The 20,722-nt window shown below is 73.8% G+C and carries 20 protein-coding genes; 9 read left to right on the top strand and 11 right to left on the bottom strand.

Annotated features, from left to right (window positions below; translation table 11 throughout):
• From CHF15_RS33670 to CHF15_RS33650, 5 genes are all read right to left on the bottom strand, one after another.
• Positions 1 to 361, bottom strand: a 361-nt coding sequence (locus CHF15_RS33670) for an NUDIX hydrolase (protein ID WP_245939173.1), incomplete at its 3' end; no start/stop codon positions are given.
• Positions 362 to 473: 112 nt separating this feature from the next.
• Positions 474 to 1,685 (bottom strand): CHAD domain-containing protein, encoded by a 1,212-nt coding sequence (locus CHF15_RS33665; RefSeq protein ID WP_089227702.1) that lies wholly within the window; start codon positions 1,683 to 1,685, stop codon positions 474 to 476.
• Positions 1,648 to 3,960, bottom strand: a complete 2,313-nt coding sequence (locus CHF15_RS33660) for an RNA degradosome polyphosphate kinase (RefSeq protein ID WP_089227701.1) — start codon at positions 3,958 to 3,960, stop codon at positions 1,648 to 1,650. Before CHF15_RS33660 ends, CHF15_RS33665 begins: the two co-directional genes overlap by 38 nt.
• 286 nt (positions 3,961 to 4,246) lie before the next feature.
• Positions 4,247 to 5,191 (bottom strand): mycothiol synthase, encoded by a 945-nt coding sequence (gene mshD / locus CHF15_RS33655; protein ID WP_089227700.1) that lies wholly within the window; start codon positions 5,189 to 5,191, stop codon positions 4,247 to 4,249.
• Complete coding sequence (locus CHF15_RS33650; protein ID WP_245939172.1) at positions 5,188 to 6,417, bottom strand: MFS transporter; 1,230 nt, start codon at positions 6,415 to 6,417, stop codon at positions 5,188 to 5,190. Before CHF15_RS33650 ends, mshD begins: the two co-directional genes overlap by 4 nt.
• 187 nt (positions 6,418 to 6,604) lie before the next feature.
• Here CHF15_RS33650 and CHF15_RS33645 point away from each other — a divergent pair, with 187 nt between their 5' ends.
• The 4 genes from CHF15_RS33645 (at position 6,605) to CHF15_RS33630 (ending at position 11,862) form a co-directional block, all read left to right on the top strand.
• On the top strand, positions 6,605 to 8,404 hold the full coding sequence (locus CHF15_RS33645) for a bifunctional metallophosphatase/5'-nucleotidase (RefSeq protein ID WP_089227698.1): 1,800 nt from the start codon (positions 6,605 to 6,607) through the stop codon (positions 8,402 to 8,404).
• A gap of 146 nt (positions 8,405 to 8,550) precedes the next feature.
• The gene (locus tag CHF15_RS33640) at positions 8,551 to 8,847 is read left to right on the top strand and encodes a hypothetical protein (protein WP_089227719.1); all 297 of its coding nucleotides are present in this window, start codon (positions 8,551 to 8,553) and stop codon (positions 8,845 to 8,847) included.
• Positions 8,847 to 10,031, top strand: a complete 1,185-nt coding sequence (locus CHF15_RS33635) for a glutathionylspermidine synthase family protein (protein WP_089227697.1) — start codon at positions 8,847 to 8,849, stop codon at positions 10,029 to 10,031. The genes CHF15_RS33640 and CHF15_RS33635 overlap by 1 nt, the downstream gene beginning before the upstream one ends.
• A gap of 181 nt (positions 10,032 to 10,212) precedes the next feature.
• Positions 10,213 to 11,862, top strand: coding sequence for an RICIN domain-containing protein (locus CHF15_RS33630; protein WP_143681702.1), 1,650 nt, complete (start codon positions 10,213 to 10,215; stop codon positions 11,860 to 11,862).
• Between the two features lie 13 nt (positions 11,863 to 11,875).
• Here CHF15_RS33630 and CHF15_RS33625 read toward each other — a convergent pair whose 3' ends face one another.
• The 6 genes from CHF15_RS33625 to CHF15_RS33600 form a co-directional block, all read right to left on the bottom strand.
• The gene (locus CHF15_RS33625; protein WP_179280086.1) at positions 11,876 to 13,327 is read right to left on the bottom strand and encodes a sensor histidine kinase; all 1,452 of its coding nucleotides are present in this window, start codon (positions 13,325 to 13,327) and stop codon (positions 11,876 to 11,878) included.
• The gene (locus CHF15_RS33620) at positions 13,327 to 14,064 is read right to left on the bottom strand and encodes a response regulator transcription factor (protein WP_089227695.1); all 738 of its coding nucleotides are present in this window, start codon (positions 14,062 to 14,064) and stop codon (positions 13,327 to 13,329) included. The genes CHF15_RS33625 and CHF15_RS33620 overlap by 1 nt, the downstream gene beginning before the upstream one ends.
• Positions 14,065 to 14,135: 71 nt before the next feature.
• Positions 14,136 to 14,321 carry a hypothetical protein gene (locus CHF15_RS33615; protein ID WP_089227694.1) on the bottom strand — a complete coding sequence of 62 codons (186 nt, stop codon included), beginning with the start codon at positions 14,319 to 14,321 and terminating at the stop codon, positions 14,136 to 14,138.
• Between the two features lie 29 nt (positions 14,322 to 14,350).
• The gene (locus CHF15_RS33610) at positions 14,351 to 15,385 is read right to left on the bottom strand and encodes a S1C family serine protease (RefSeq protein WP_089227693.1); all 1,035 of its coding nucleotides are present in this window, start codon (positions 15,383 to 15,385) and stop codon (positions 14,351 to 14,353) included.
• 178 nt (positions 15,386 to 15,563) lie between these two features.
• Positions 15,564 to 16,586: a LacI family DNA-binding transcriptional regulator gene (locus tag CHF15_RS33605; protein WP_089227692.1), complete on the bottom strand. Its 1,023-nt coding sequence runs from the start codon at positions 16,584 to 16,586 to the stop codon at positions 15,564 to 15,566.
• 66 nt (positions 16,587 to 16,652) lie between these two features.
• Positions 16,653 to 17,417, bottom strand: coding sequence for a response regulator transcription factor (locus tag CHF15_RS33600; RefSeq protein WP_089227691.1), 765 nt, complete (start codon positions 17,415 to 17,417; stop codon positions 16,653 to 16,655).
• Positions 17,418 to 17,594: 177 nt separating this feature from the next.
• Here CHF15_RS33600 and CHF15_RS33595 point away from each other — a divergent pair, with 177 nt between their 5' ends.
• The 5 genes from CHF15_RS33595 (at position 17,595) to CHF15_RS46775 (ending at position 20,696) form a co-directional block, all read left to right on the top strand.
• On the top strand, positions 17,595 to 18,437 hold the full coding sequence (locus tag CHF15_RS33595; RefSeq protein ID WP_089227690.1) for an alpha/beta hydrolase: 843 nt from the start codon (positions 17,595 to 17,597) through the stop codon (positions 18,435 to 18,437).
• Positions 18,438 to 18,536: 99 nt separating this feature from the next.
• Positions 18,537 to 18,800: a MoaD/ThiS family protein gene (locus CHF15_RS33590; protein WP_089227689.1), complete on the top strand. Its 264-nt coding sequence runs from the start codon at positions 18,537 to 18,539 to the stop codon at positions 18,798 to 18,800.
• A 4-nt stretch (positions 18,801 to 18,804) separates the two neighbouring features.
• Positions 18,805 to 19,686 (top strand): hypothetical protein, encoded by an 882-nt coding sequence (locus CHF15_RS33585; protein ID WP_089227688.1) that lies wholly within the window; start codon positions 18,805 to 18,807, stop codon positions 19,684 to 19,686.
• A 43-nt stretch (positions 19,687 to 19,729) separates the two neighbouring features.
• Positions 19,730 to 20,443, top strand: coding sequence for an LmeA family phospholipid-binding protein (locus CHF15_RS33580; protein WP_089227687.1), 714 nt, complete (start codon positions 19,730 to 19,732; stop codon positions 20,441 to 20,443).
• Between the two features lie 172 nt (positions 20,444 to 20,615).
• Entirely contained in the window at positions 20,616 to 20,696 is an 81-nt protein-coding gene (locus CHF15_RS46775) for a putative leader peptide (protein ID WP_354797803.1), read from the top strand.
• Positions 20,697 to 20,722: the final 26 nt, after the last annotated feature.

The following is a 20,722-nucleotide window of genomic DNA, read 5'->3' as shown; positions in this document are numbered from 1 at the left end:
GCAGGAACGCGTCGAGCACGGCACGGTCCCGCTCATGGGTGAGCCGGTTGCGCGCGGCGGTCGGCGGCAGCCAGATCAGGCGGTCGACCTCGCGGTTCGGGGCGAAGGAGCCCTCGCGTGCCTCGGCGGCCCAGTAGCGCACGATCTTCGTACGCCCCTCGACGACGTACGTGGAGGAGGGCAGCACCCGGCCGGGCACGCAGTCGAGGCCGGTCTCCTCCTTGACCTCGCGGAGCGCGCCGTCCAGCGCGCTCTCCCCGCGTTTCAACTTGCCCTTGGGGAGCGACCAGTCGTCGTACTTGGGGCGGTGGATCAGCGCGATCTCGAGGCCGCCGTCGACCGGGGAGCGGAGCCACAGCACCGCTCCGGCGGCGAGGATCGGGGTGTCGGCGGTGCCGGTGGAGGCGATGGCGGTGCTCCTTTCCGGGCTGCGGGTCGCGGATCGGGCCGCCTGCGCGGACGGGCCGCAGGGGTCAGCGCGTCCACAGGTGGGCGAAGGCGTACCGGGCCGCCTCCGCCTCCAGGCGCTGGTCGGCGTGGAGCACACCCAGAGCGTAGGCGGTGGCGGGGGCGATCCGCGGGGTGCGGGCGGCGGCGGTGACGGCGGCCGCGGCCTCCGCGGCCTCCCGGTGCTGCTCCAGCACCCGCGCCGCGGCGGCCAGCCGGCCGGCGGACTCCCCGTCGTCGTAGGCGAGGACCTCCTGGGCGTAGCGGCGCAGCCGCAGCAGGACGCGGACCCTGTTCCACGCGGCGTCCTGCCGTTCGGCGGGCAGTTCGCCGGTGAGCGCGGCATGGAGCGTCTCGCCGTTGTACGGGTGCCGTGCGCGCGTCAGCGGCAGCGCGGCCGCGGCCTCGGTGAGCCGGGCGTGGGCCTGCTCCGCCAGCAGCGGCAGCACGGTGGCGGCGGGCTTGCGCGCCGCCGGGGACAGCGGCACCTCGGAGGCGAGCACCGCCACCGCGTCGACCACCGCGTGGAAGCGCGAGGAGCCCATGGCCTGCAGGGCGGCGGAGTGCGCCCGGGTCCGGGCGAGCGTGAGCTGACGCTCCAGCAGGGCACCGGCCCGGGCGGCGCCCACAGCGAGCGGGCCGCTGCCGGCGCCGCCGCGTTCGCCGGCCTGCGGCGGGGCGGGGGAGCGACGGGTCCCGGCGGCGAGGGCCGCCGCGGTCACCGGTTCGGGGGCCTCGGCGGGGGCCGCGGGCGCGGCCGGGTCCGGTGCGGGCGGCACCGGCAGCCACAGGCCGAGGTCGTCGTCGGCGGGAACGGGGGCGGCGGGGATGCCCGCGGTGTCCTCGGCGGAGGCCAGCCGCTGGAGTGCGCCGATCAGCCGGCCGAGCCGGGCCGCGTAGCGGTGCTCGCGGCCCAGGGTGTCGGTCAGCCAGCCGAGTTCGCCCCGCAGGGGGTCGGCCCAGCCCGGGTCGGTGAGCGACCCGAAGGTGTGCAGGGTGCCGGCGATGCGGCGGGCCGAGCGGCGCATCTGGCGGCCGGTGTCGGCGGTGTCCTCCTGCAGCCGGCCGGGCTCGCCCTCGCGTGGTGCCAGTGCGCGGAGAAAGGCCGTGGCCTCCTCCCGCAGGTACTGTCCGAGGACCGCACCGGCCTCACGGTCGGGGAGCCCGCCGGTCGTCAGGCCGGCGGGCGTCGCTGCCGTGTCAGGGTGTCGCTGGGCCACGCCGGCGCCTCCGCGCATCGATGAGCATCTCCTGGATGTGGGGCAGCGGACGCCCTTCGGCGTCGGCGCTGTGCCGGACCCAGTCCCCGTCCGGGCCGAGCCACCAGGACGAGGTGGAGTCCGAGGTCCCGGTCTCCAGGAACCGGTTCAGGGAGGCCCGGTGCGCCGGATCGGCGACCCGGACCAGTGCCTCGATCCGGCGGTCGAGGTTGCGGTGCATCATGTCGGCGCTGCCGAACCACACCTCGGGGTCGCCTCCGTTGCCGAAGACGAAGACCCGGGAGTGCTCCAGGAAGCGGCCGAGCACGCTGCGCACCCGGATGTTCTCCGACAGGCCCGGGACCCCCGGGCGCAGCGCGCAGATGCCGCGCACCCAGACGTCGACGGGAACGCCGGCCATGGAGGCCCGGTACAGCGCGTCGATGATCGCCTCGTCGACCATCGAGTTGGCCTTGATCCGGATGTACGCGGGCCGGCCCTCGCGGTGGTGGGCGATCTCCGCGAGGATCCGCGCGACCAGCCCGTCGCGCAGGCTGCGCGGGGCCACCAGCAGCCGGTTGTAGGTCTCGCGGCGCGAGTAGCCGGAGAGCCGGTTGAACAGGTGCGACAGGTCGGCGCCGACCTGCGGGTCGGCCGTCAGCAGCCCGAGGTCCTCGTAGAGCCGGGCGGTCTTCGGGTGGTAGTTGCCGGTGCCGACGTGGCTGTAGCGGCGCAGGGTGTCGCCCTCCTGGCGGACGACCAGCGACAGCTTGCAGTGCGTCTTCAGCCCGACCAGGCCGTAGACGACGTGGCAGCCCGCCTCCTCCAGCTTGCGGGCCCACTTGATGTTGGCCTGCTCGTCGAAGCGCGCCTTGATCTCGACCAGCACCAGCACCTGCTTGCCGGCCTCGGCGGCGTCGATCAGCGCGTCCACGATCGGCGAGTCGCCGGAGGTGCGGTACAGGGTCTGCTTGATGGCCAGGACGTCCGGGTCCTGCGCGGCCTGCTCCAGGAACCGCTGCACGGAGGTGGAGAAGGAGTTGTACGGGTGGTGCAGCAGCACGTCGCGCTCGCGCAGCGCCGCGAAGACGTCGGTGGCGTGCGCGGACTCGACCTCGGCCAGGTCCGGGTGGGTGCCTCCGACGAACTTCGGGTACTTCAGCTCCGGACGGTCCTGCCCGGCGATCGCGAACAGCCCGGTCAGGTCGAGCGGACCGGGGAGCGGGTAGACCTCGGCGTCCTCTATGTTCAGTTCCTGGGCCAGGGTGTCCAGGGCCTGCGGGGCGATCGACTCCTCGACCTCCAGCCGGACCGGGGGGCCGAAGCGGCGCCGCAGCAGCTCCTTCTCCAGGGCCTGGAGCAGGTTCTCCGCGTCGTCCTCCTCCACCTCCAGGTCCTCGTTCCGGGTCACCCGGAACATGTGGCTGTCCAGCACCTCCATGCCCGGGAAGAGCTCCTCCAGGTGCGCGGCGATGACGTCCTCCAGCGGGACGAAGCGCTGCGGGCCGGCCTCGAGGAACCGGGACAGGATCGGCGGGACCTTCACCCTGGCGAAGTGGTCGTGCCCGGAGACCGGGTTGCGCACGGTGACGGCCAGGTTCAGGGACAGGCCGGAGATGTAGGGGAACGGGTGCGCCGGGTCGACGGCCAGCGGGGTCAGGACCGGGAAGATCTTGTTCCGGAAGAGGGTGAAGAGCCGGGCCTGCTCCTTCTCGGTGAGGTCGTTCCACCGGATGATGTGGATGTCCTCCTCGGCGAGCGCCGGGGCCACGTCGTTCTGGAAGCAGGCGGCGTGCCGGGCCATGAGCTCGCGGGCGCGGCTGAGGATGTTCTCCAGCACCTTGGTGGGCGGCAGGCCGGAGGCCGAGCGCTGGGCGACGCCGGTGGTGATGCGGCGCTTCAGGCCGGCGACGCGGACCATGAAGAACTCGTCCAGGTTGCTGGCGAAGATCGCGAGGAAGTTGGCCCGTTCGAGGAGCGGGGTGGCCGTGTCCTCGGCCAGTTCCAGCACGCGCTCGTTGAAGGCCAGCCAGCTCTGCTCGCGGTCCAGGAAGCGGTTCAGCGGGAGCTCTTCCTCGTCCGTGACCTCGTCCTCCGCGGCGTCGGCCGGACGTGCCTCGCCCGTCTGCTCCGCGGGACGCGGCACCGTCGAGAGCCCGTCCAGGCGCTTCAGTTCGGGGTGCAGGGGCGGGACGACGTGCGGGCGTCCGTAGGCCGGTGACTGCTCGGCCGGGGCCTCGGTCCCGGACTCGGCCGGATCACCGGAGCCGGACCGTTCGGTCCGGGCGTTCGTCGGGAAATTCATCGAGGCCATGGGTGCGAGCCCTCCTCCGGATCCGGCACGTCGTTCACGTGGACGGCGGCGTGCGGAACCCGGCCGCCGACCATGCCTCCATTGTCCCCGGCGCGCCGGGATACCGGCAGGTCGAACGGGGGGAGGTGGGGCGCGGCGGGCGACTGCATTCACAGATGCTCGCAAGCGAGTTTGAATCGCCGGTAACGGGCAGGTGGCGGTCAGGAAATCGCCGTACGTACCGGCCGTGTCCGGGCGGTCACCCGGATGGCCCTTCCGGGGGCCGTATCGCCCGTCCGTGCCGGGCTCAGGTCTCCGTCCGGTACATCAGGTCGACCTCGTGCGTGGTGAAGCCGAGACGCTCGTAGACGGCGAGGGCGGGGGCGTTGTCCGCGTCGACGTAGAGCATGGCGGTGGGCAGGCCGCGGTCGTGCACGAGGTGCCGCAGACCGATCAGGGTGAGGGCCCGGCCCAGGCCGCCGCCTTGCTCGTCGGGGTGGATGCCCAGTACGTAGACCTCGCCGAGGCGCTCGCGCTCGTGCACCTTCGTCCAGTGGAAGCCGGCCAGCCGGTCGCCGCGGAAGGCGAGGAAGAAGCCGGCCGGGTCGAACCACGGCTCGGCCTTGCGGTCGTCCAGGTCGCGCTGGGTGAGGCTGCCCTGCTCGGGGTGGTGCGCGAAGGCGGCGGCGTTGACCGCCAGCCAGGCGGCGTCGTCCTGACCGGGGACGAAGGGGCGCACGGTGACGTCGGCGGGGAGCACGGGCTCGCCCAGCGGGGGTGCGCCGGCCCCCTCCTCCAGCGGGCGGCGCAGCTGCCGCAGCTCGCGGAAGAGGGCGAGGCCGAGCAGCCCGGCCAGGTGGCGGGCGGCGGGGTGGCCGCCGTGCGCCCACACCCGCAGGCGCTTGCCGGAGGCGGCGAGCAGGGCGTGGCCGAGGGCGCGGCCGTGGCCCTGCGCGCGGTACGCGGGGTGGATGACCATCTCGGCGGCGGGGGCCTCGACCGGGTCGGTGTCCTCCAGTTGGGCGTACCCGACGAGCACGCCGTCGCTCTCGACCAGCAGGTGCCGTACGCCGGCACGGGCGCCGCCGCGCAGGTTGAGCCGGCCCTGCTCGGAGACCGCGGCCTGGCCGTCGACCTCCGCGGCCGCCCCGATCAGGGCGAGGACCGCGTCGGCCCGGCCGGAGTCCAGCTCGTCGAGGGTCTCGATCCGGCGGGGGCCCACGGCGGTCTGCTGTGCTGCTGCGTCGGTCATGGGACCGAGCTTACGACCGCTGGGGTGCGGGAGGTGTCCATCGGCACCAGTGCCGCCGCACCGCAGGCCACGAACGCCGCGGCGGCGAGGGCGGGCCAGTAGCCGGTGGCCGAGATGAGGGCGGCGCTCAGGGGCGGGACGACCGCGGCGGTCAGGTTCTGGCCGGTGTTGTGGACGCCGAGGGCGCGTCCGGACCAGGACGGGCCGGCGCGTTCGGCCGTGGCGGTGAAGGACAGGCCGTTGGTGCTGGCGGTGACCCCGACGGACAGGACGAGGGCGGCCGCGGTCAGCGGTGAGGGGAAGGCCGCGGTCATGGCCGCCGCGGCCACCACCACGGCGGTGGCGAGGGCCAGTTGGCGCATCGGCCGCAGCCGGCTGCCGACCCGGTCCGACCAGAGCCCCGCGGCGATCCGGAAGCAGGCCCCCAGCACCTGCGCGAGGGCGATCAGCCGGCCGGCGCCGACCGCGGACCAGCCCCGGGTGTCCACCAGCAGCACCAGGGCGAAGGCGCCCGCCGTGAACTGCGGTACGACCAGCAGCGCGCCCGCGCCGTGGATCCGCCACAAGGTGGCCGAGCCCCGGTAGGGGTTGGCGGCCGGGGACGCCCCGGGAGCGGCGGGCGGGCGTGCCGGGTCGGCGGCGAACAGCGCGACCAGGCAGGCGACGACCCCGCACACCGCGGCCAGGAAGCCGAAGGCGCCGCGCACCCCGTACGCGTCCGAGAGCGGGGGCATGGTCAGCGCGGCCACGCCCATGCCGAGCGGGGTGGCGGTCTGCCGGATGCCCATGGCCAGCCCGCGTTCCCTGGCGGAGAACCAGCCCATGACGAGGCGTCCGCTCGCGGAGTACACCGAGGCACCCGCGGCCCCGGCCAGGGCGAGCAGCGCGCCCAGCGCCGTCGTCCCGCCTCCCGCGCCCGACGGGCCGGCCGCGACGGCGAGCAGCGCGGCGGCGCCGCCCAGCCCGGCGGCGATGACGACGCGTTCGCCGTACCGGTCTGCGGCGGCGCCCCAGGCGACGAGGGCGGCGACCAGCCCGGCGGTGGGGCAGGCGATGAGGAGCCCGATCTGCGGCAGGGTCAGGTGCGCCGTGTCCCGCAACGCGGCGGCCAGGTAGGGGACTCCGTAGACGAAGGCGCAGGCGGCGGTCTGTGCCCCGGTGCCCAGGGCGAGCATCAGCCAGCGGCGGCGCATGGCGTGCACCTCCTCGGTGGGTGGTGGATCCAACTATGCCGCCTGTTTGAATGGCGAGACAGATCCTTTCGCTATTCGAGACGGAATCTGATGGCGGCCCGGCATGTACCGATCAGTCGAAACCTGCCCGTAACCGCAAAGCCACTGACAACTACGCGCGTTGACAATAGGCTGCGGCAGTCCTCCGCCTCTCATCCATCGCCCACGTCCAAGGGGACCCATGTCAGTGACCCACCCGCGTCGCCGCGGAGCCCGCCGCGTCGCCGCCGCGACCGCCGGTCTGGCCGCGGTCGGTGCGCTCGTCATAGCGAGCCCGACCGCCCAGGCCCACGAGACCCACCACGGGGGTCACGGCCACGGCAGCCGTACCGTCGACCTCCAGCTGCTCGCCGTCAACGACTTCCACGGCAACCTGGAGCCCCCGGCCGGTTCCTCCGGCCGCGTCACCGAGCTCCAGGCGGACGGCACCACCAAGACGATCGACGCCGGCGGCGTCGAGTACCTGGCCTCCAGCCTGCGCACCGCCCGCCAGGGGCAGGAGCGTTCGCTGACCGTGGCCGCCGGCGACATCGTGGGCGCCAGCCCGCTGCTGTCCGGCCTGTTCCACGACGAGCCCACCGTCGAGGCCATGAACAAGCTGGGCCTGGACGTCACCGGCGTCGGCAACCACGAGTTCGACGAGGGCAAGGACGAGCTGCTCCGTCTGCAGAACGGCGGCTGCCACCCGGTCGAGGGCTGCTACGAGAAGGGCCGCAAGTTCAAGGGCGCGGACTACCCGATCCTCTCGGCGAACGTCGTCAACGAGAAGACCGGCCGCCCGCTGCTCAAGCCCTACACCATCGAGAACGTCAAGGGCGTCCGCGTCGGCTTCATCGGCGTCACGCTCGAGGGCACCCCGAGCATCGTCACCGCCGAGGGCGTCAAGGGCCTGAAGTTCCTCGACGAGGTCGAGACGATCAACAAGTACACCAAGGAGCTCAAGCGCAAGGGCGTCAACGCCGTCGTCGCGCTCGTGCACGAGGGCGGCTTCCCCGCCTCCTCGGCGTACAACTACGACTGCGACGCCGGCGGCTCGGGCACCGGCCTGTCCGGCCCGATCGTCGACATCGCCAAGCACACCTCGGCGGACGTCGACGCGCTGGTCACCGGCCACACCCACAACGCGTACGTCTGCACCATCCCCGACCCCAAGGGCAACGACCGCCTGGTCACCAGCGCGGCGTCCTTCGGCCGGCTCTTCACCGAGCTGGACATGAAGTACGACACGCGCACGCACGACATCGTGCGCGCCTCGGTCCGGGGCTCCAACCACGTTGTGGACCGCACCCAGAACAAGGCCGCGGACATGACCTCGCTGATCAGCCGCTGGCAGACGCTGGCCGCCCCGGTCGCCGGCCGCACCGTCGGCTGGATCTCGCAGGACATCACCCGGGCCGGCAACGAGTCCGCCCTCGGCGACCTCATCGCCGACGCGCAGCTCGCGTACGCCAAGACCCTCGACCCCTCGGCCACGATCGCGCTGATGAACCCCGGCGGCATCCGCACCGACCTGGTGCACAAGGCCTCCGGCAGCGAGGGCGACGGCGTCGTCACCTACGGCGAGGGCTTCGCGGTCCAGCCGTTCAGCAACACGGTCAACCTGCGGACGCTGACCGGCGCACAGCTGGTCACCGTGCTCCAGCAGCAGGTCAGCGGCAGCAACGAGGCCGCTCCGAAGATCCTCCAGATCTCGGCCGGCCTGACCTACACGCTGGACCTCACCAAGTCCGGCGCCGCCCGCGTCGTGACCGACTCGATCCGCCTGAACGGCGCCGCGATCGACCCGGCGGCGAGCTACCGCGTCGCGATGAACTCCTTCCTCTCCGGCGGCGGTGACGGCTTCGGCGAGCTGGCCAAGGGCACCGGCGAGCTCGTCGGCGGCGACGACCTGGCCGCGCTCAACGCCTATCTGACCGCCAACTCCTCGGCCTCCGCGCCGCTGGCGGCCCCGGCGGCCGACCGCATCACGATCGTCCAGTAGTACGCGGCGGGAGCGGGCAGGTCCCGCGACCGGGCACCGCACCGGGGGGCGGCCGTCGACACCGACGGCCGCCCCCGTCGTTCCGCGGCTGCCCGCCCCGCCACCCCGCCCTCGGGACGCCCGCCCGCGCTGCCTACGCTGTGGACATGACGACTACGGGGCGACGGCGGTTCAGGTCCGGCACGGTGATCCTGGGCGGCATGGGCGTGCTCGCCGCCGCGCTGACCGCGTGCGGCTCCGAACCCGACAAGCGCTGCGTGGACCCCGACACCTACCGCACGCTCCCGCCCGAGAAGTGCGACGACGGCAGCGGCCAGGGCCGCTACTACTACGGCGGCGGCGTCAGCCACGGCAGGGCCAAGGGCGGCAGCTTCGACAAGTCGTCGGTCAAGACCGGAGGCTTCGGCGGCCGCGGCTCGGGCCACGGGTCCGGCGGCGGCTGATGCGCCGGCACGCCGTCGAGCCGCGCCCCGGCTGGCAGCGGATCGTGGAGGAGCAGGGGGTCGTCTACCCGCTGACCCGCCATCCCGACAATTCCCTGCGGCCGTACTGGGACGAGAGCGGCTACTACGAGTTCTCGCTCCCCGAGGTCGAGGCGCTGGAGGAGACCGTCGGGGAACTCCACGCGATGTGCCTCGCCGCCGCGGAGCACATCGTGGCCGAGGACCGCTTCGCCGAACTCGGCGTCGACGACCCGCGCCTGGCCGGCCGGATCGCCGAGTCCTGGCGGCGGCGGGCGGAACTCCCCTCCCTCTACGGCCGCTTCGACCTGCGCTACGACGGGACCGGCCCGGCGAAGCTGCTGGAGTACAACGCCGACACCCCCACCTCGCTGGTGGAGGCGGCCAGTGCCCAGTGGTTCTGGATGGAGGACCGCTTCCCCGGCGCCGACCAGTGGAACTCCCTGCACGAACGCCTGGTCGACGCGTGGCGGCACCAGGCCCCGCTGCTGCCGTCCGGCCCGGTGCACTTCGCGCACACCGAGACCGACGAGCTCGGCGAGGACCTGATGACGGTGGCCTACCTGCGGGAGACCGCGGAACAGGCCGGGCTCGACACGCACGCCCTGTCCGTGGAGGCGATCGGCTGGGACGAGCTCTCGGGCCGTTTCGTCGACGACCGGCTGCGCTTCATCCGCAGCTGCTTCAAGCTCTACCCCTGGGAATGGCTGGCCGGCGACCCCTTCGGCGGCCACGTCCTGGACACCCTGGACAACGGCGGCGGTACCGGCACCACCTGCTGGATCGAGCCCGCCTGGAAGATGCTGCTCTCCAACAAGGCGCTCCTGGCCGTCCTGTGGGAGCTCTACCCGGGCCACCCCAACCTCCTCGCCGCCCACCTCGACGGGCCGCGCGAACTGGCCAGGACCACCGGCTGGGTCGCCAAACCGCTGCTCGGCCGCGAGGGCGCCGGCGTCACCGTGCACCGCGCGGGCGAGGCCGCGGCGCCACGCGCCGACGAGCCCTGCTGCTACCAGGAGCTGGCACCGCTGCCCGCGTTCGACGGCAACCATGTGGTGCTCGGCGCGTGGGTCGTGGCGGACGAGGCGGCCGGGCTCGGCATCCGCGAGTCGGCGGGCCTGGTCACCGACACCTACGCGCGCTTCCTGCCGCACGTCATCCGCTGAGCGGGAGGGGCCGAGCCGCCTGCGCAGGGTGACCCGCCGGCCGCAGCGCGTGCGATGAAGGCGCTTACCCCGTGCGTCGTGGGGGAGTTACCAGCGGAAACACTTTCCTCGCCGGTAACTTGTGCTTCACCATGGGCAGCCCTGTCCCTCCAGACCCATCGATGTGTCCGGGTGGTCCGCTGTGTCCAGAACCCACCAAGCGCCCCTTGACGACGAGTTGTCCGACGCCGCCCTCACCGAGCGGGTACGGGCCGGCGCACCGACCGCCTATCCGGCGACCGAGGAACTGCGCCGCCGCCATCTGCCCGCGGTCGCCTGCTACGCACGGCTGTGCACCCGCGACCGGGCCGCCGCCGACCAACTCGCCGCGCAGGCCTTCGCGCTGGCCTGGCAGGAGGTGCACCGGGGCGTCGACCCCCGCGGTCCGTGGCGGCACCGGCTGCTGATGCTCGTCCACCAGGCCGCCGCCGTTTGGGCGGCCGGCAGCCGCCGCGAGCGGCTCGGCGACGCCTACGCCGCCTTCATCGACGACATCCGCGGCTCCGAGCAGCGCCTTCCCGGCCTTCCGGGTCTGCCGGTCCACCCGCGGCTGCACCTGGCCGAACGCTCGGTGCCGGCCGGCGGCTTCGCCGCCCTGCCGCAGCACACCCAGGGCGTGCTGTGGCACGCGGTCGTCGAGCGGGAGAGCGCCTCCGACGTCGCCCGCTGGACCGGCGACCGGCCCTCGGAACTCCCGGATCTGACCGCCAGGGCCCGGGACGCGCTGCGCGAGTCCTATCTGCGGACGTACCTGGACCGCAGCCAGGATCCCCGGTGCAAGGGCTTCGGCCGGCTCCTGGACGCCGCCGCCCGCCGCGAAGACGCCCGGCAGAACGAGGACGTGGAGCGGCATCTCGCGCACTGCCAGGGCTGCTCCGGCGCGCTGGAGACGCTGATCGCCCTCGAACACGACCCCCGGCCGCTGCTCGCCGCGGCCCTGCTCGGCTGGGCCGGGCCCGCCTACCTGGCGGCCCGCGCGGCCCCCGCGCTGCCCGCCGCCGCACCCGCCCCGCCCGCGGCGCCCGCCACGTCCCGCCGCCGCCGGCGGCCCGGCCCGCTGGAGCGGCTGCTGAGCCTGCGCACCCGCTACCCCTCGCCCCTGGTCTCCCTGCTGCTCGTCACCGTCGCCGGCCTCGCGGCCACCGGTCTGGTGTACGCGACGGGCGACGACCGCGCCCCGACCGGCAACGACCGAGCGCTGCCCCGGCCGCCGGCAGGCTCGGTCACGGTCACCGCGACCGCCACGCAGACCGTCACGCCGAGCCCCACCGCGACCCGTGGTCCCTCCGGCCGGCCCGGCGCCTCCGCCACCGTGAGCGCGTCGGCGACCCGCTCACCCGCGCCGCCGACGCGCACGCCCGGCGGCGACCCGCCGCGCAGGGTGCCGGGCGGCGACTGGGCCCAGGTCGTCAACGACGCGTCGGGCCTCTGCCTGGACGTACGGGACGAGGAGTTCGACAAGGGCGACGATGTCATCGTCGCCGGCTGCGACTCCGGCTCGGCCTCCCAGCAGTGGCGGGTGGACTCCCGCGGCCTGCTGGTCAACGGGGCGGACTCCTCCTTCTGCCTGGACTCGCGCGGCGACACCGACCGGGGCCTGGGCATCTGGGCCTGTTCCTCGGTCGAGGGCGGGAACGCGGCGAACCTGCAGTTCCTGGTCGACTCCCTGGGCCGGGTCCGCCCGCGGATCGACCCCGGCACCGCGATGGAGCCGGACGGCACCGCCCCCGGCTCCACCCTCTCCTTCGCCACCGCCGGCACCGGCGACGCGCAGCGCTGGCACGCCGGGTAGCGGGCTGTCCCGGTCAGGCCTCCGGCGCCTCGGGCGGCGGGGTCCGCGCCCCGGGCAGCCGGACGACCGCCACCGTGCCGCCGCCCTGCGCGGGGTGCACCGAGACGGTGCCGCCGAGCTGCTGCACCGTACGGGCCACGATCGACAGGCCGAGGCCCGAGCCGGGCAGACTGCGGGCGGAGGCCGAACGCCAGAAGCGCTCGAAGACGTGCGGCAGGTCCTCCGGCGGGATGCCGGGGCCGTGGTCCCTGACCGTCAGCTCGCCGCCGTGCAGGTCCACCTCGACCGTGCCGGCCGGCGGGCTGAACTTCACGGCGTTGTCCAGGAGGTTGATCACCGCCCGTTCCAGGGCGGACGGCTCGGCCCGCAGGTACCAAGGCGCCAGCTCGGCGGTGATCTTCAGATCGGGGCCGGTACGCCGCCGGGCCCGCTCCAGGGCGGCCTCCACGACCTCGTGGAACGCCACGGTCTGCGAGGGCGCGCCGCCGTGCGCCACGTCCGGCCGGGACAGCTCCTGCAGATCGCCGATCAGCGCCGCCAGCTCGCCCATCTGCGCCTTCACCGACAGCATCAGCTCCCGGCGGTCCTCCGGGGGCAGCTCACGGCCGGTCAGCTCGCTGCGTTCCAGCAGCTCGATGTTGGTGCGCAGGGAGGTGAGCGGGGTGCGCAGCTCGTGCCCGGCGTCCGCGATCAGCTGCTGCTGCAGCTCGCGGGAGGAGGACAGCGCGGCCGTCATGGAGTTGAAGGACGCCGACAGCCGGGCGATCTCGTCGCGGCCCTCGACCGGGATGCGGACGCTCAGGTCCTCGGTGCGCGCGACGTGCTCCACGGTGTCGGTGAGCCGGTCCACCGGCTTCAGCCCCGCGCGCGCCACCCCGAGGCCGGCCGCGCTCGCGCCGAGCACTCCTATGCCGCTGACCGCCAGGAGGACCAGGGCGAGGGTGTTCAGCGGCCCGGTCACCTCGCTGAGCGGCAGGGCGGTGGAGATGGCGACCGGCACCTTCTGGTCGCGGGACTCGATGGTGGCCTGCTGCGTCAGCACCCGCATCTCGGTGCCGTCGGCCGAGGTCACGGTCTGCAGCGACTTCGGGCTCTCCCGCCGCAGGACGGCCAGATCGGCCTTGGTCACCGGGAGCGTCTGGTCTCCGAGCACCCAGCACGACGTGCCGTTGACGGTGACGAGCTGCATGGAGGCGCGGTAGGGATTGGCGACGACCCGCCAGTCGTCGGTGTTGGTGTCCGGCTCGCTCAGGCAGCCGCGCAGCCGCAGCACCTCGGTCGCCGCGTGTCCACCGCCGGTCGAGGCGTCGTGCAGTGCGTCGTCCAGACGCTGGTTCAGCTGCGCCCGCACGATGAACCAGCAGGCCAGCGCGCACCCGGCCACGGCGACCGCCACGGCGGCCGCGGTGAGGATCGCCAGCCGGGAGCGCAGCGGCAGGGAACGGAAGCGCGGGATGCGCGGCATCAGCCCTTGCCTTCCGCGGAGCGCAGCACGTAGCCGACGCCCCGCACGGTGTGGACCAGCCGGGGCATGCCGCCGGCCTCGGTCTTGCGCCGCAGGTACATCACGTACACGTCCAGGGAGTTGGAGCTCGGCTCGAAGTCGAAGCCCCAGACCGCCTTGAGGATCTGCTCCCGGGTGAGCACCTGGCGCGGGTGCGCGAGGAACATCTCCAGCAGGGTGTACTCGGTGCGGGTCAGCTCGACCGGCACGCCGGCCCGGGTGACCTCGCGGGTCGAGGTGTCCATCCGCAGGTCCGCGAAGGACAGCGCGCTCTCCTCGCCGGTGTCGGCGCCCGGCAGCGCCGCGTACGCGCTGCGCCGCAGCAGCGCCCGCAGCCGGGCCAGCAGTTCGTCGAGCTCGAAGGGCTTGACGAGGTAGTCGTCGGCGCCGGCGTCGAGACCGGTGACCCGGTCGCCGACGGTGTCGCGGGCGGTGAGCATGAGGATCGGGGTGGTGGTGCCGCCGGACCGGAGCCTGCGGGCGGCGGTGAGGCCGTCCATGCGCGGCATGAGGACGTCGAGGACGATCGCGTCGGGCCGGTAGGAGGCGACCTGGTCCAGGGCGGCCAGGCCGTCCTCCGCCAGCTCGGTCTCGTATCCCTCGAAGGCGAGGCTGCGCCTGAGTGCTTCGCGGACCGCGGGCTCGTCGTCCACGATCAGGATGCGGGCGGGGGCCTCGTCGTTCTCGCCGGGGCTCATGGTCTTCCACCTCGCGGGATGAGGGTCGGGGGCGGTGGGTGCCGCCGGGGTGCGGCGGGGTGCTCCGGTTCTTAGCCTCGCACGGCGGCGAGGCGGTGGGCCGCAATCGCCCGGCGGGCGTAGCGGCGGGCGTAGCGGCGGGTGGTCGCGATCTCGGGCTCGCGGGCGGCCGGCTCCCGGTACGGGATGAGCGCGCGGTCGGCGGGGCCGGACGGGACGGTCGCGGGGTGGAGGGAGGTGCTGAGGAAGACGTTCATGGTCGCCACATCCCTTCGATGCGGTGCGGTCAGCTGTCGCTGCCGCCGTTGCGCAGGGTGTCGAGGTCTGCCTTGAGGGTGTTGACCGGGATGGCGAAGCCGAGACCGACGCTGCCCGCCTGGCCGGAGGAGGAGGAAGCGGCGGAGTACATGGCCGAGTTGATGCCGATGATCTGGCCGCTCATGTTGATCAGGGCGCCACCGGAGTTGCCGGGGTTGAGCGAGGCGTCGGTCTGGATCGCCTTGTACGTGGTCGTGGACGAGCCGACGTCGCCGTTGTACTGGCCGCCGCCGAACTCGAACGGCCACCGGCCGGGCCCGCCGCCGGGCCGCTGTCCCTGGCTCTGGCCGGTGGAGACGGTGACGTCGCGGTCGAGCGCGGAGACGATCCCGCTGGTGACGGTGCCGGTCAGGCCCTCGGGGGAGCCGATGGCGACGACCTGGTCGCCGACCGTGACCCGGCTGGAGTCGCCCAGCGACGCGACCGGCAGGCCGCTCACGCCCTCGGCCTTCACCAGCGCGAGGTCCTTGCCGCCGTCGGTGCCGACGACGCTGCCGGTGACCGTCTTGCCGGAGCTGAAGGTCACCTTGACCGTGTCGGCTCCGGAGACGACGTGGTTGTTGGTGACGATCTCACCGTCGCCGGTGACGACCACACCCGAACCGGTCGACTCCCCGGCGCCGGACGTCGCGCTGATCTCCACGATGCTCGGGCTGACGGCGGCGGCCACGGCCGCGACACCGGTGTCGCCCGAACTGCTGGTGCCGATCACCTTCGTCGAGGTGCCCGCCGCGGCCGGCGAGGTGGTCGCCCGCCCCACCAGGGCGGCCGTCCCACCGCCGATCAGCGCGGACACCAGCGCCACGGAGGCGACCAGGGCCACCGGGCGGCGCGTACGGGGCTGCGCCTGCGCCGCCGGCTGGGGGTGCGAGGCGTAGGGCGCCGGGTGGCCGTACGGGAGGTGCGGCTCGTACGGCGGCCGGGGCGGGTACCCGCCGGCGCCGGTGGACTGCTGCGGCTGCTGCGGGTCGTGGGCGTCGTTGCGACGGGCGTCTTCGTTCATGCCTATGACTGTGCTCACCGAACATGAGAGCTTCCTGAGCACGGCCTGAGAACCGGGGCAGAGTTCCGTATGCCCGATATAAAGAACGAAGCCGCAGGTCAGGGTCGAGGCTTATACGGCCCGTAGCCAGGCCGCCGACCGGGCGGGCGAGTCCCGCCCGCCGCGGCCGGCGCGGTGGTCAGTGGCAGCCGCAGCTGCGCCGCACGACCAGCCGGGACGGGAACTGCCGCAGCCGCTCGCGCCGCGAGCCGGAGACCCGCAGCCCGTCGTCCAGCACCAGGTCCACCGCCGCGCGGGCCATCGCCTCGCGGTCCGAGGCCACCGTCGTCAGCGGCGGGTCGGTGAGCGCCGCCTCCTTGACGTCGTCGAAGCCGGCCACGGCCAGCTCGCCGGGCACGTCGATCCGCAGTTCGCGGGCCGCCCGCAGCACGCCGATGGCCTGGTCGTCGGTGGCGCACACGATCGCCGTCGGCCGGTCGGGGTGGGACAGCAGCTCGAGGCCGACCCGGTAGGCGTCGTAGCGGTTGTACGGGGTGGAGAACAGACGCCCCTCGACGGAGCGGCCGGCCTCGTGCATCGCCCGGCGCCAGCCCTCGACGTGGTCGGTGACCGGGTCGCCGGACTTGGGGGTGGCCTCGGTGCCGCCGAGGCAGGCCACGTACTCGTGCCCGTGCTCCAGCAGATGCCGGGTGGCGAGCTGGGCGCCGCCGACGTCGTCCGTCACGACCGCGACGTCGTCGATCGCCTCGGGCCGCCGGTGCATCAGCACGACCCGCGCGTCCCAGGCGTCGATCTCCGTCGCGGCGTGCTCGCTGAGGCCCTGGCTGATGAGGATCAGCCCGGAGACCCGCATGCCGAGGAAGGCGCGCAGGTAGTGCACCTCGCGCTCGTCGAGGTAGTCGGAGTTGCCGACCAGCACCATCTTGCCGCGCTCGGCGGCCGCCCTCTCGACGGCGTGCGCCATCTCCGCGAAGAACGGCTGCCGGGCGTCCGGCACGATCAGTCCTATGAGGTCCGTGCGGCGGCTCGCCATCGCCTGGGCCACCCGGTCGGGGCGGTAGCCCAGCTGCTTGATCGCCGCGAGCACGCGCTCGCGGGTGGCCGGTGCGACCGGCCGGGGTCCGTTGTTGATGACGTAGCTGACGACTGCGGTCGAGGTCCCCGCAAGCCTTGCCACATCGTCACGCGTCACCTTTGCCACGGGCCGAGTCTACGCGGGTACACCCGTGCCTCCCACCGTCTGTCCGCAGGCGTGACCACCGTGTGATCAGCCGTTCCGGGAGGTGGTCACGGCCGCCCCCTGCGCCGGTGCCTGCCCGGTCCGCGCGGGCCCCGTCTCCTCCGCCGCCGGCCGTTCGCCCTTCTCCGGGGTGACGAAGCGGTAGCCGACGTTGCGGACGGTGCCGATCAGGGACTCGTGCTCGGGCCCGAGCTTGGCGCGCAGCCGGCGTACGTGCACGTCGACGGTGCGCGTGCCGCCGAAGTAGTCGTAGCCCCAGACCTCCTGCAGCAGCTGGGCGCGGGTGAAGACCCGGCCCGGGTGCTGTGCGAGGTACTTCAGCAGCTCGAACTCCTTGAAGGTCAGGTCCAGGACCCTGCCCTTGAGCTTCGCGCTGTACGTGGCCTCGTCCACCGACAGGTCGCCGTTGCGGATCTCCATCGGGCTGTCGTCGACGCCGATCTGCTGGCGGCCCATCGCCAGCCGCAGCCGCGCCTCGACCTCGGCAGGCCCGGCGGTGTCCAGCAGGACGTCGTCGATGCCCCAGTCCGCGGTGACGGCCGCGAGGCCGCCCTCGGTGACCACCAGGACCAGCGGGCAGCCGGGTCCGGTGGAGCGCAGCAGCTGGCACAGCGAGCGGACCTGCGGCAGGTCGCGCCGTCCGTCGACGAGGATCACGTCGGCGCCGGGGGTGTCCACCAGCGCGGGGCCCTCGGCCGGGGCCACCCGTACGTTGTGCAGCAGCAGCCCGAGTGCGGGGAGCACCTCGGTGGATGGCTGGAGCGCGTTGGTCAGGAGGAGGAGAGAGCTCACAGGCCGCTCCCGTCGTTCATCGTCCGGTCATGCGTGTTCCGCTTGCCCATTGCGACCCTCCTCGGTCCTGCGAGGACGTGTGCGTGCGCCGACAGGTGCGCTCCGGTGGCCCGGAAAGCACGAAAGGACCCGGGGGCGACGCTGCCCGGATCCTCTTGACCAAAGAGAATAGCCCACATGGAGTCCGTGAGTGAGCCCGCCGTCGCGCGGTCGTGCGTTCCGTCGATCGTCTCCGGTGGGATGCGGGCCGTGCTGACGGCCGAGGACCGGGTGCCGATCGACGCCGCCCACCTGCCCGGATCGACGCCCGGCGGGCTCGCGATCGTGGTCGCGCACGGCTTCACCGGAGCCCTGGAGCGGCCGGCCGTGCGCCGCGCGGCGGAGATCTTCGCCGGTACGGCCGGTGTCGGCGGTGTGGTGACCTTCTCCTTCCGGGGCCACGGCCGCTCGGGCGGACGCTCCACGGTCGGCGACCGCGAGGTGCTGGACCTGGACGCCGCGGTGCGCTGGGCACGGCGGCTGGGGCACCCCGCGGTGGCCTCGGTGGGCTTCTCCATGGGCGGTTCCGTCGTCCTGCGGCACGCGGGGCGCAAACCGGCGCACGAGGGGGCGCACGTTGATGCCGTCGTCTCGGTGAGTGCGCCCGCGCGCTGGTACTACCGCGGTACGGCGCCGATGCGCCGGGTCCACTGGGCGATCACCCAGCCCGTGGGACGCATGGTCTCCCGGGGACTGCTGCACACCCGCATCCACGACAAGGACTGGGACCCCGTGCCCGTGGCCCCGGTCGAGGCGGTGCGGTCCATCGCGCCCACCCCGCTGCTCGTCGTGCACGGCGACCGCGACGGCTACTTCCCGCTCGACCACCCGCTCTCCCTCGCCGACGCCGCGGGCGGCGCGGCCGAACTCTGGATCGAGCCCGGATTCGGCCACGCCGAGAACGCCGCGGCGCCCGACCTCCTGCGCCGCATCGCCGGGTGGACGGCCGAACGGGCCCGCCCCGCCGGCGCACCCGACTGACCCCGCGGCCCGCACCACCGGGCCCGGCCGCCGCTCGCCGCCCGCGCTGCGCCATCATGGACCGCGGCAGGACCCGCACGGGCGAACGGAAGGACCGCTATGGCGGCACACGGAACCATCCGGTACTGGGCCGCGGCCAAGGCCGCCGCCGGCGCAGCGGAGGAGCCGTACCGGGAGGGCACCCTCGCCGAGGCGCTGGAGGCGGCGCGCGAGCGCCACGCGTCCCGCCCCGAGTTCGCCCGCGTACTGGCGAACTGTTCGTTCCTGGTCGACGGGAACCCCGTCGGCACCCGGGACCACGCCGGGGTCCGGTTGGCGGACGGCGGCACCGTCGAGGTGCTCCCGCCGTTCGCGGGAGGATGAGCACGTGACCGACAACCACGACTGGTACGACCGCGGCGCGGGCCCGATGCCGGCGCACGACACCACCGCCGTCCTCCCGCCCGTAGACGGCGCCCCGGAGCCGCCCCCGGGCGCCGGCCGCGCCGCCCGGCGCCGCCAGGCGTCCCGCACCGGCTCGCCGATCATCGCCCCCGGCATGCAGCCCGCCCTCGTCACGGCCGCGCTGGCGCTGCTGCTGGCCGGCGGGGCGCTGCTGGGCCGCCCCGCGCTCGCCGCGGCGGGCGTGGTGCTGCAGGCGGTCACCGCGGCCGGCTGGTTCCGGCTGAACGGCATGTGGCCGGCCCGGCAGGGCATCGTGCTGGCCTTCCTGGCGGGCGTCACCGCCGAGGCCGCCGTACTGGTCGACGGGGTGGACAACGCCCCGGCGGTGATCATCGGCACCCTCGGCGTCTGGCTGCTGCTCGTCCTCGTCCTGCAATTGCGGCACCGCGGCAGCCCCGAGGAGCGGCTCTCCTCGCTGACCGCGACCTCCGCCTCGACCCTCATCACGATCCTGGCCACCGGCTTCCTGGCGACCACGGCCGACCCGCGGGGCACCGACGCCGTCGTGACCGCGGTGATCGCCGTCGCCGTCGCGACGCTCGCCCGCGCGATCCCGCTGCCCGGCGTGGTCTCGGTCCTGGTCGCGCTCGCCGCCGCCACCGGCAGCGGCATCGCCCTCGGGCAGCTGGAGACCTCCGACGCGGCGCTGGTCGCGCTGGCCGCCGGGGTCTGCGCGCTGATCGGCCTCCGGGTGGCCAGCTACGATTTCCCGTCGCGGTTCGTCCACTTCACGGCGGGTGTGGCGCTGCCGCTGACCGCCGCGGCCCCGGCCGTCTACGTGACGGCCCGGGCACTGCTGGGCTGAGACGGACTAGGGTCGGTCCGAACACCGACTCGGGGGTTGACTGATGCGTGCTGTCCGGATCCTGCTCGTTCTCGTCGTGGTCCTCGGCGGCCTGTTCGTCGCGGCGGACCGGATCGCCGTGCACTTCGCGGAGTCCGAGGCCTCGGACCGGGCGCAGCAGACGCTCGGTCTGACCTCCCCACCGGGTATCGACATCAAGGGCTTCCCGTTCCTCACGCAGGTGCTGGCCGAGAAGCTGGACGACGTCGAGGTGACGGCGGACGGCGTGCAGGCCACCGGCACCGGCGGCCAGACGCTGCGTGTCGCCCGCTTCCAGGCCGATCTGCACGGGGTGAAACTGGGCAGCGGCTTCAGCAGCGCGGTCGCCGACACGGCCGAGGGCACCGCCCTCGTCCGCTACGAAGACCTCGCCAAGGCCGCTCCGAGCGGTGTGACCATCGGCTACGGGGGCACCTCGGAGAACGGCAAGGGCCAGGTCAAGGTGGGTGTGGAGGTCTCCACGCCGGTCGGCACGATCAAGCGCAGCGTGGTGAGCGAGGTCAGCGTGACGGGCAAGGGCGGCATCAAGCTGACCGCGGGCAAGATACCGGGACTGGAGTCGCTGCCCCCGGTCGTGGAGGACCTGATCCGCGAGCGGATCGACTTCACCCGCGCCCTGTCGGGCCTGCCGGAGGGCATCGAGCTCCGCTCGGTGACCGCGACCGCCGACGGCATCAGCATCGCGGCGACGGGCACGAAGGTCGTTCTCGCCCAGTGAGACGGGGGCGTCCGCTCCGCAGTCGATGCGAGGCGGTGCGGGCGCCGATCCGCCGGTCGGGCACCCGGTACCCCACCCGGTACCCGCTGTTCATCCCGAAGTACGGACAATCTTTTCTCGCTATGCGGACCGGCGGTGACACCGGCCGGTCCCCTTCCCTACGATCGAGCCCATGAAGCGACAGGCGGACCTCACGAAGCGGCGGGCAGTCGACCTGTGCCGTGTCGCCGCCATGCTCTGTCGCGTCCCCTAGGGGCCCCCGCGCCGTCTTCCGGCGCC

The sequence above is a fragment of the Actinacidiphila glaucinigra genome (genome assembly GCF_900188405.1).
GTDB lineage: Bacteria > Actinomycetota > Actinomycetes > Streptomycetales > Streptomycetaceae > Actinacidiphila > Actinacidiphila glaucinigra.
Note: the sequence above shows the minus strand (reverse complement) of the source record. Positions and strands in the feature narration are given on the sequence as shown.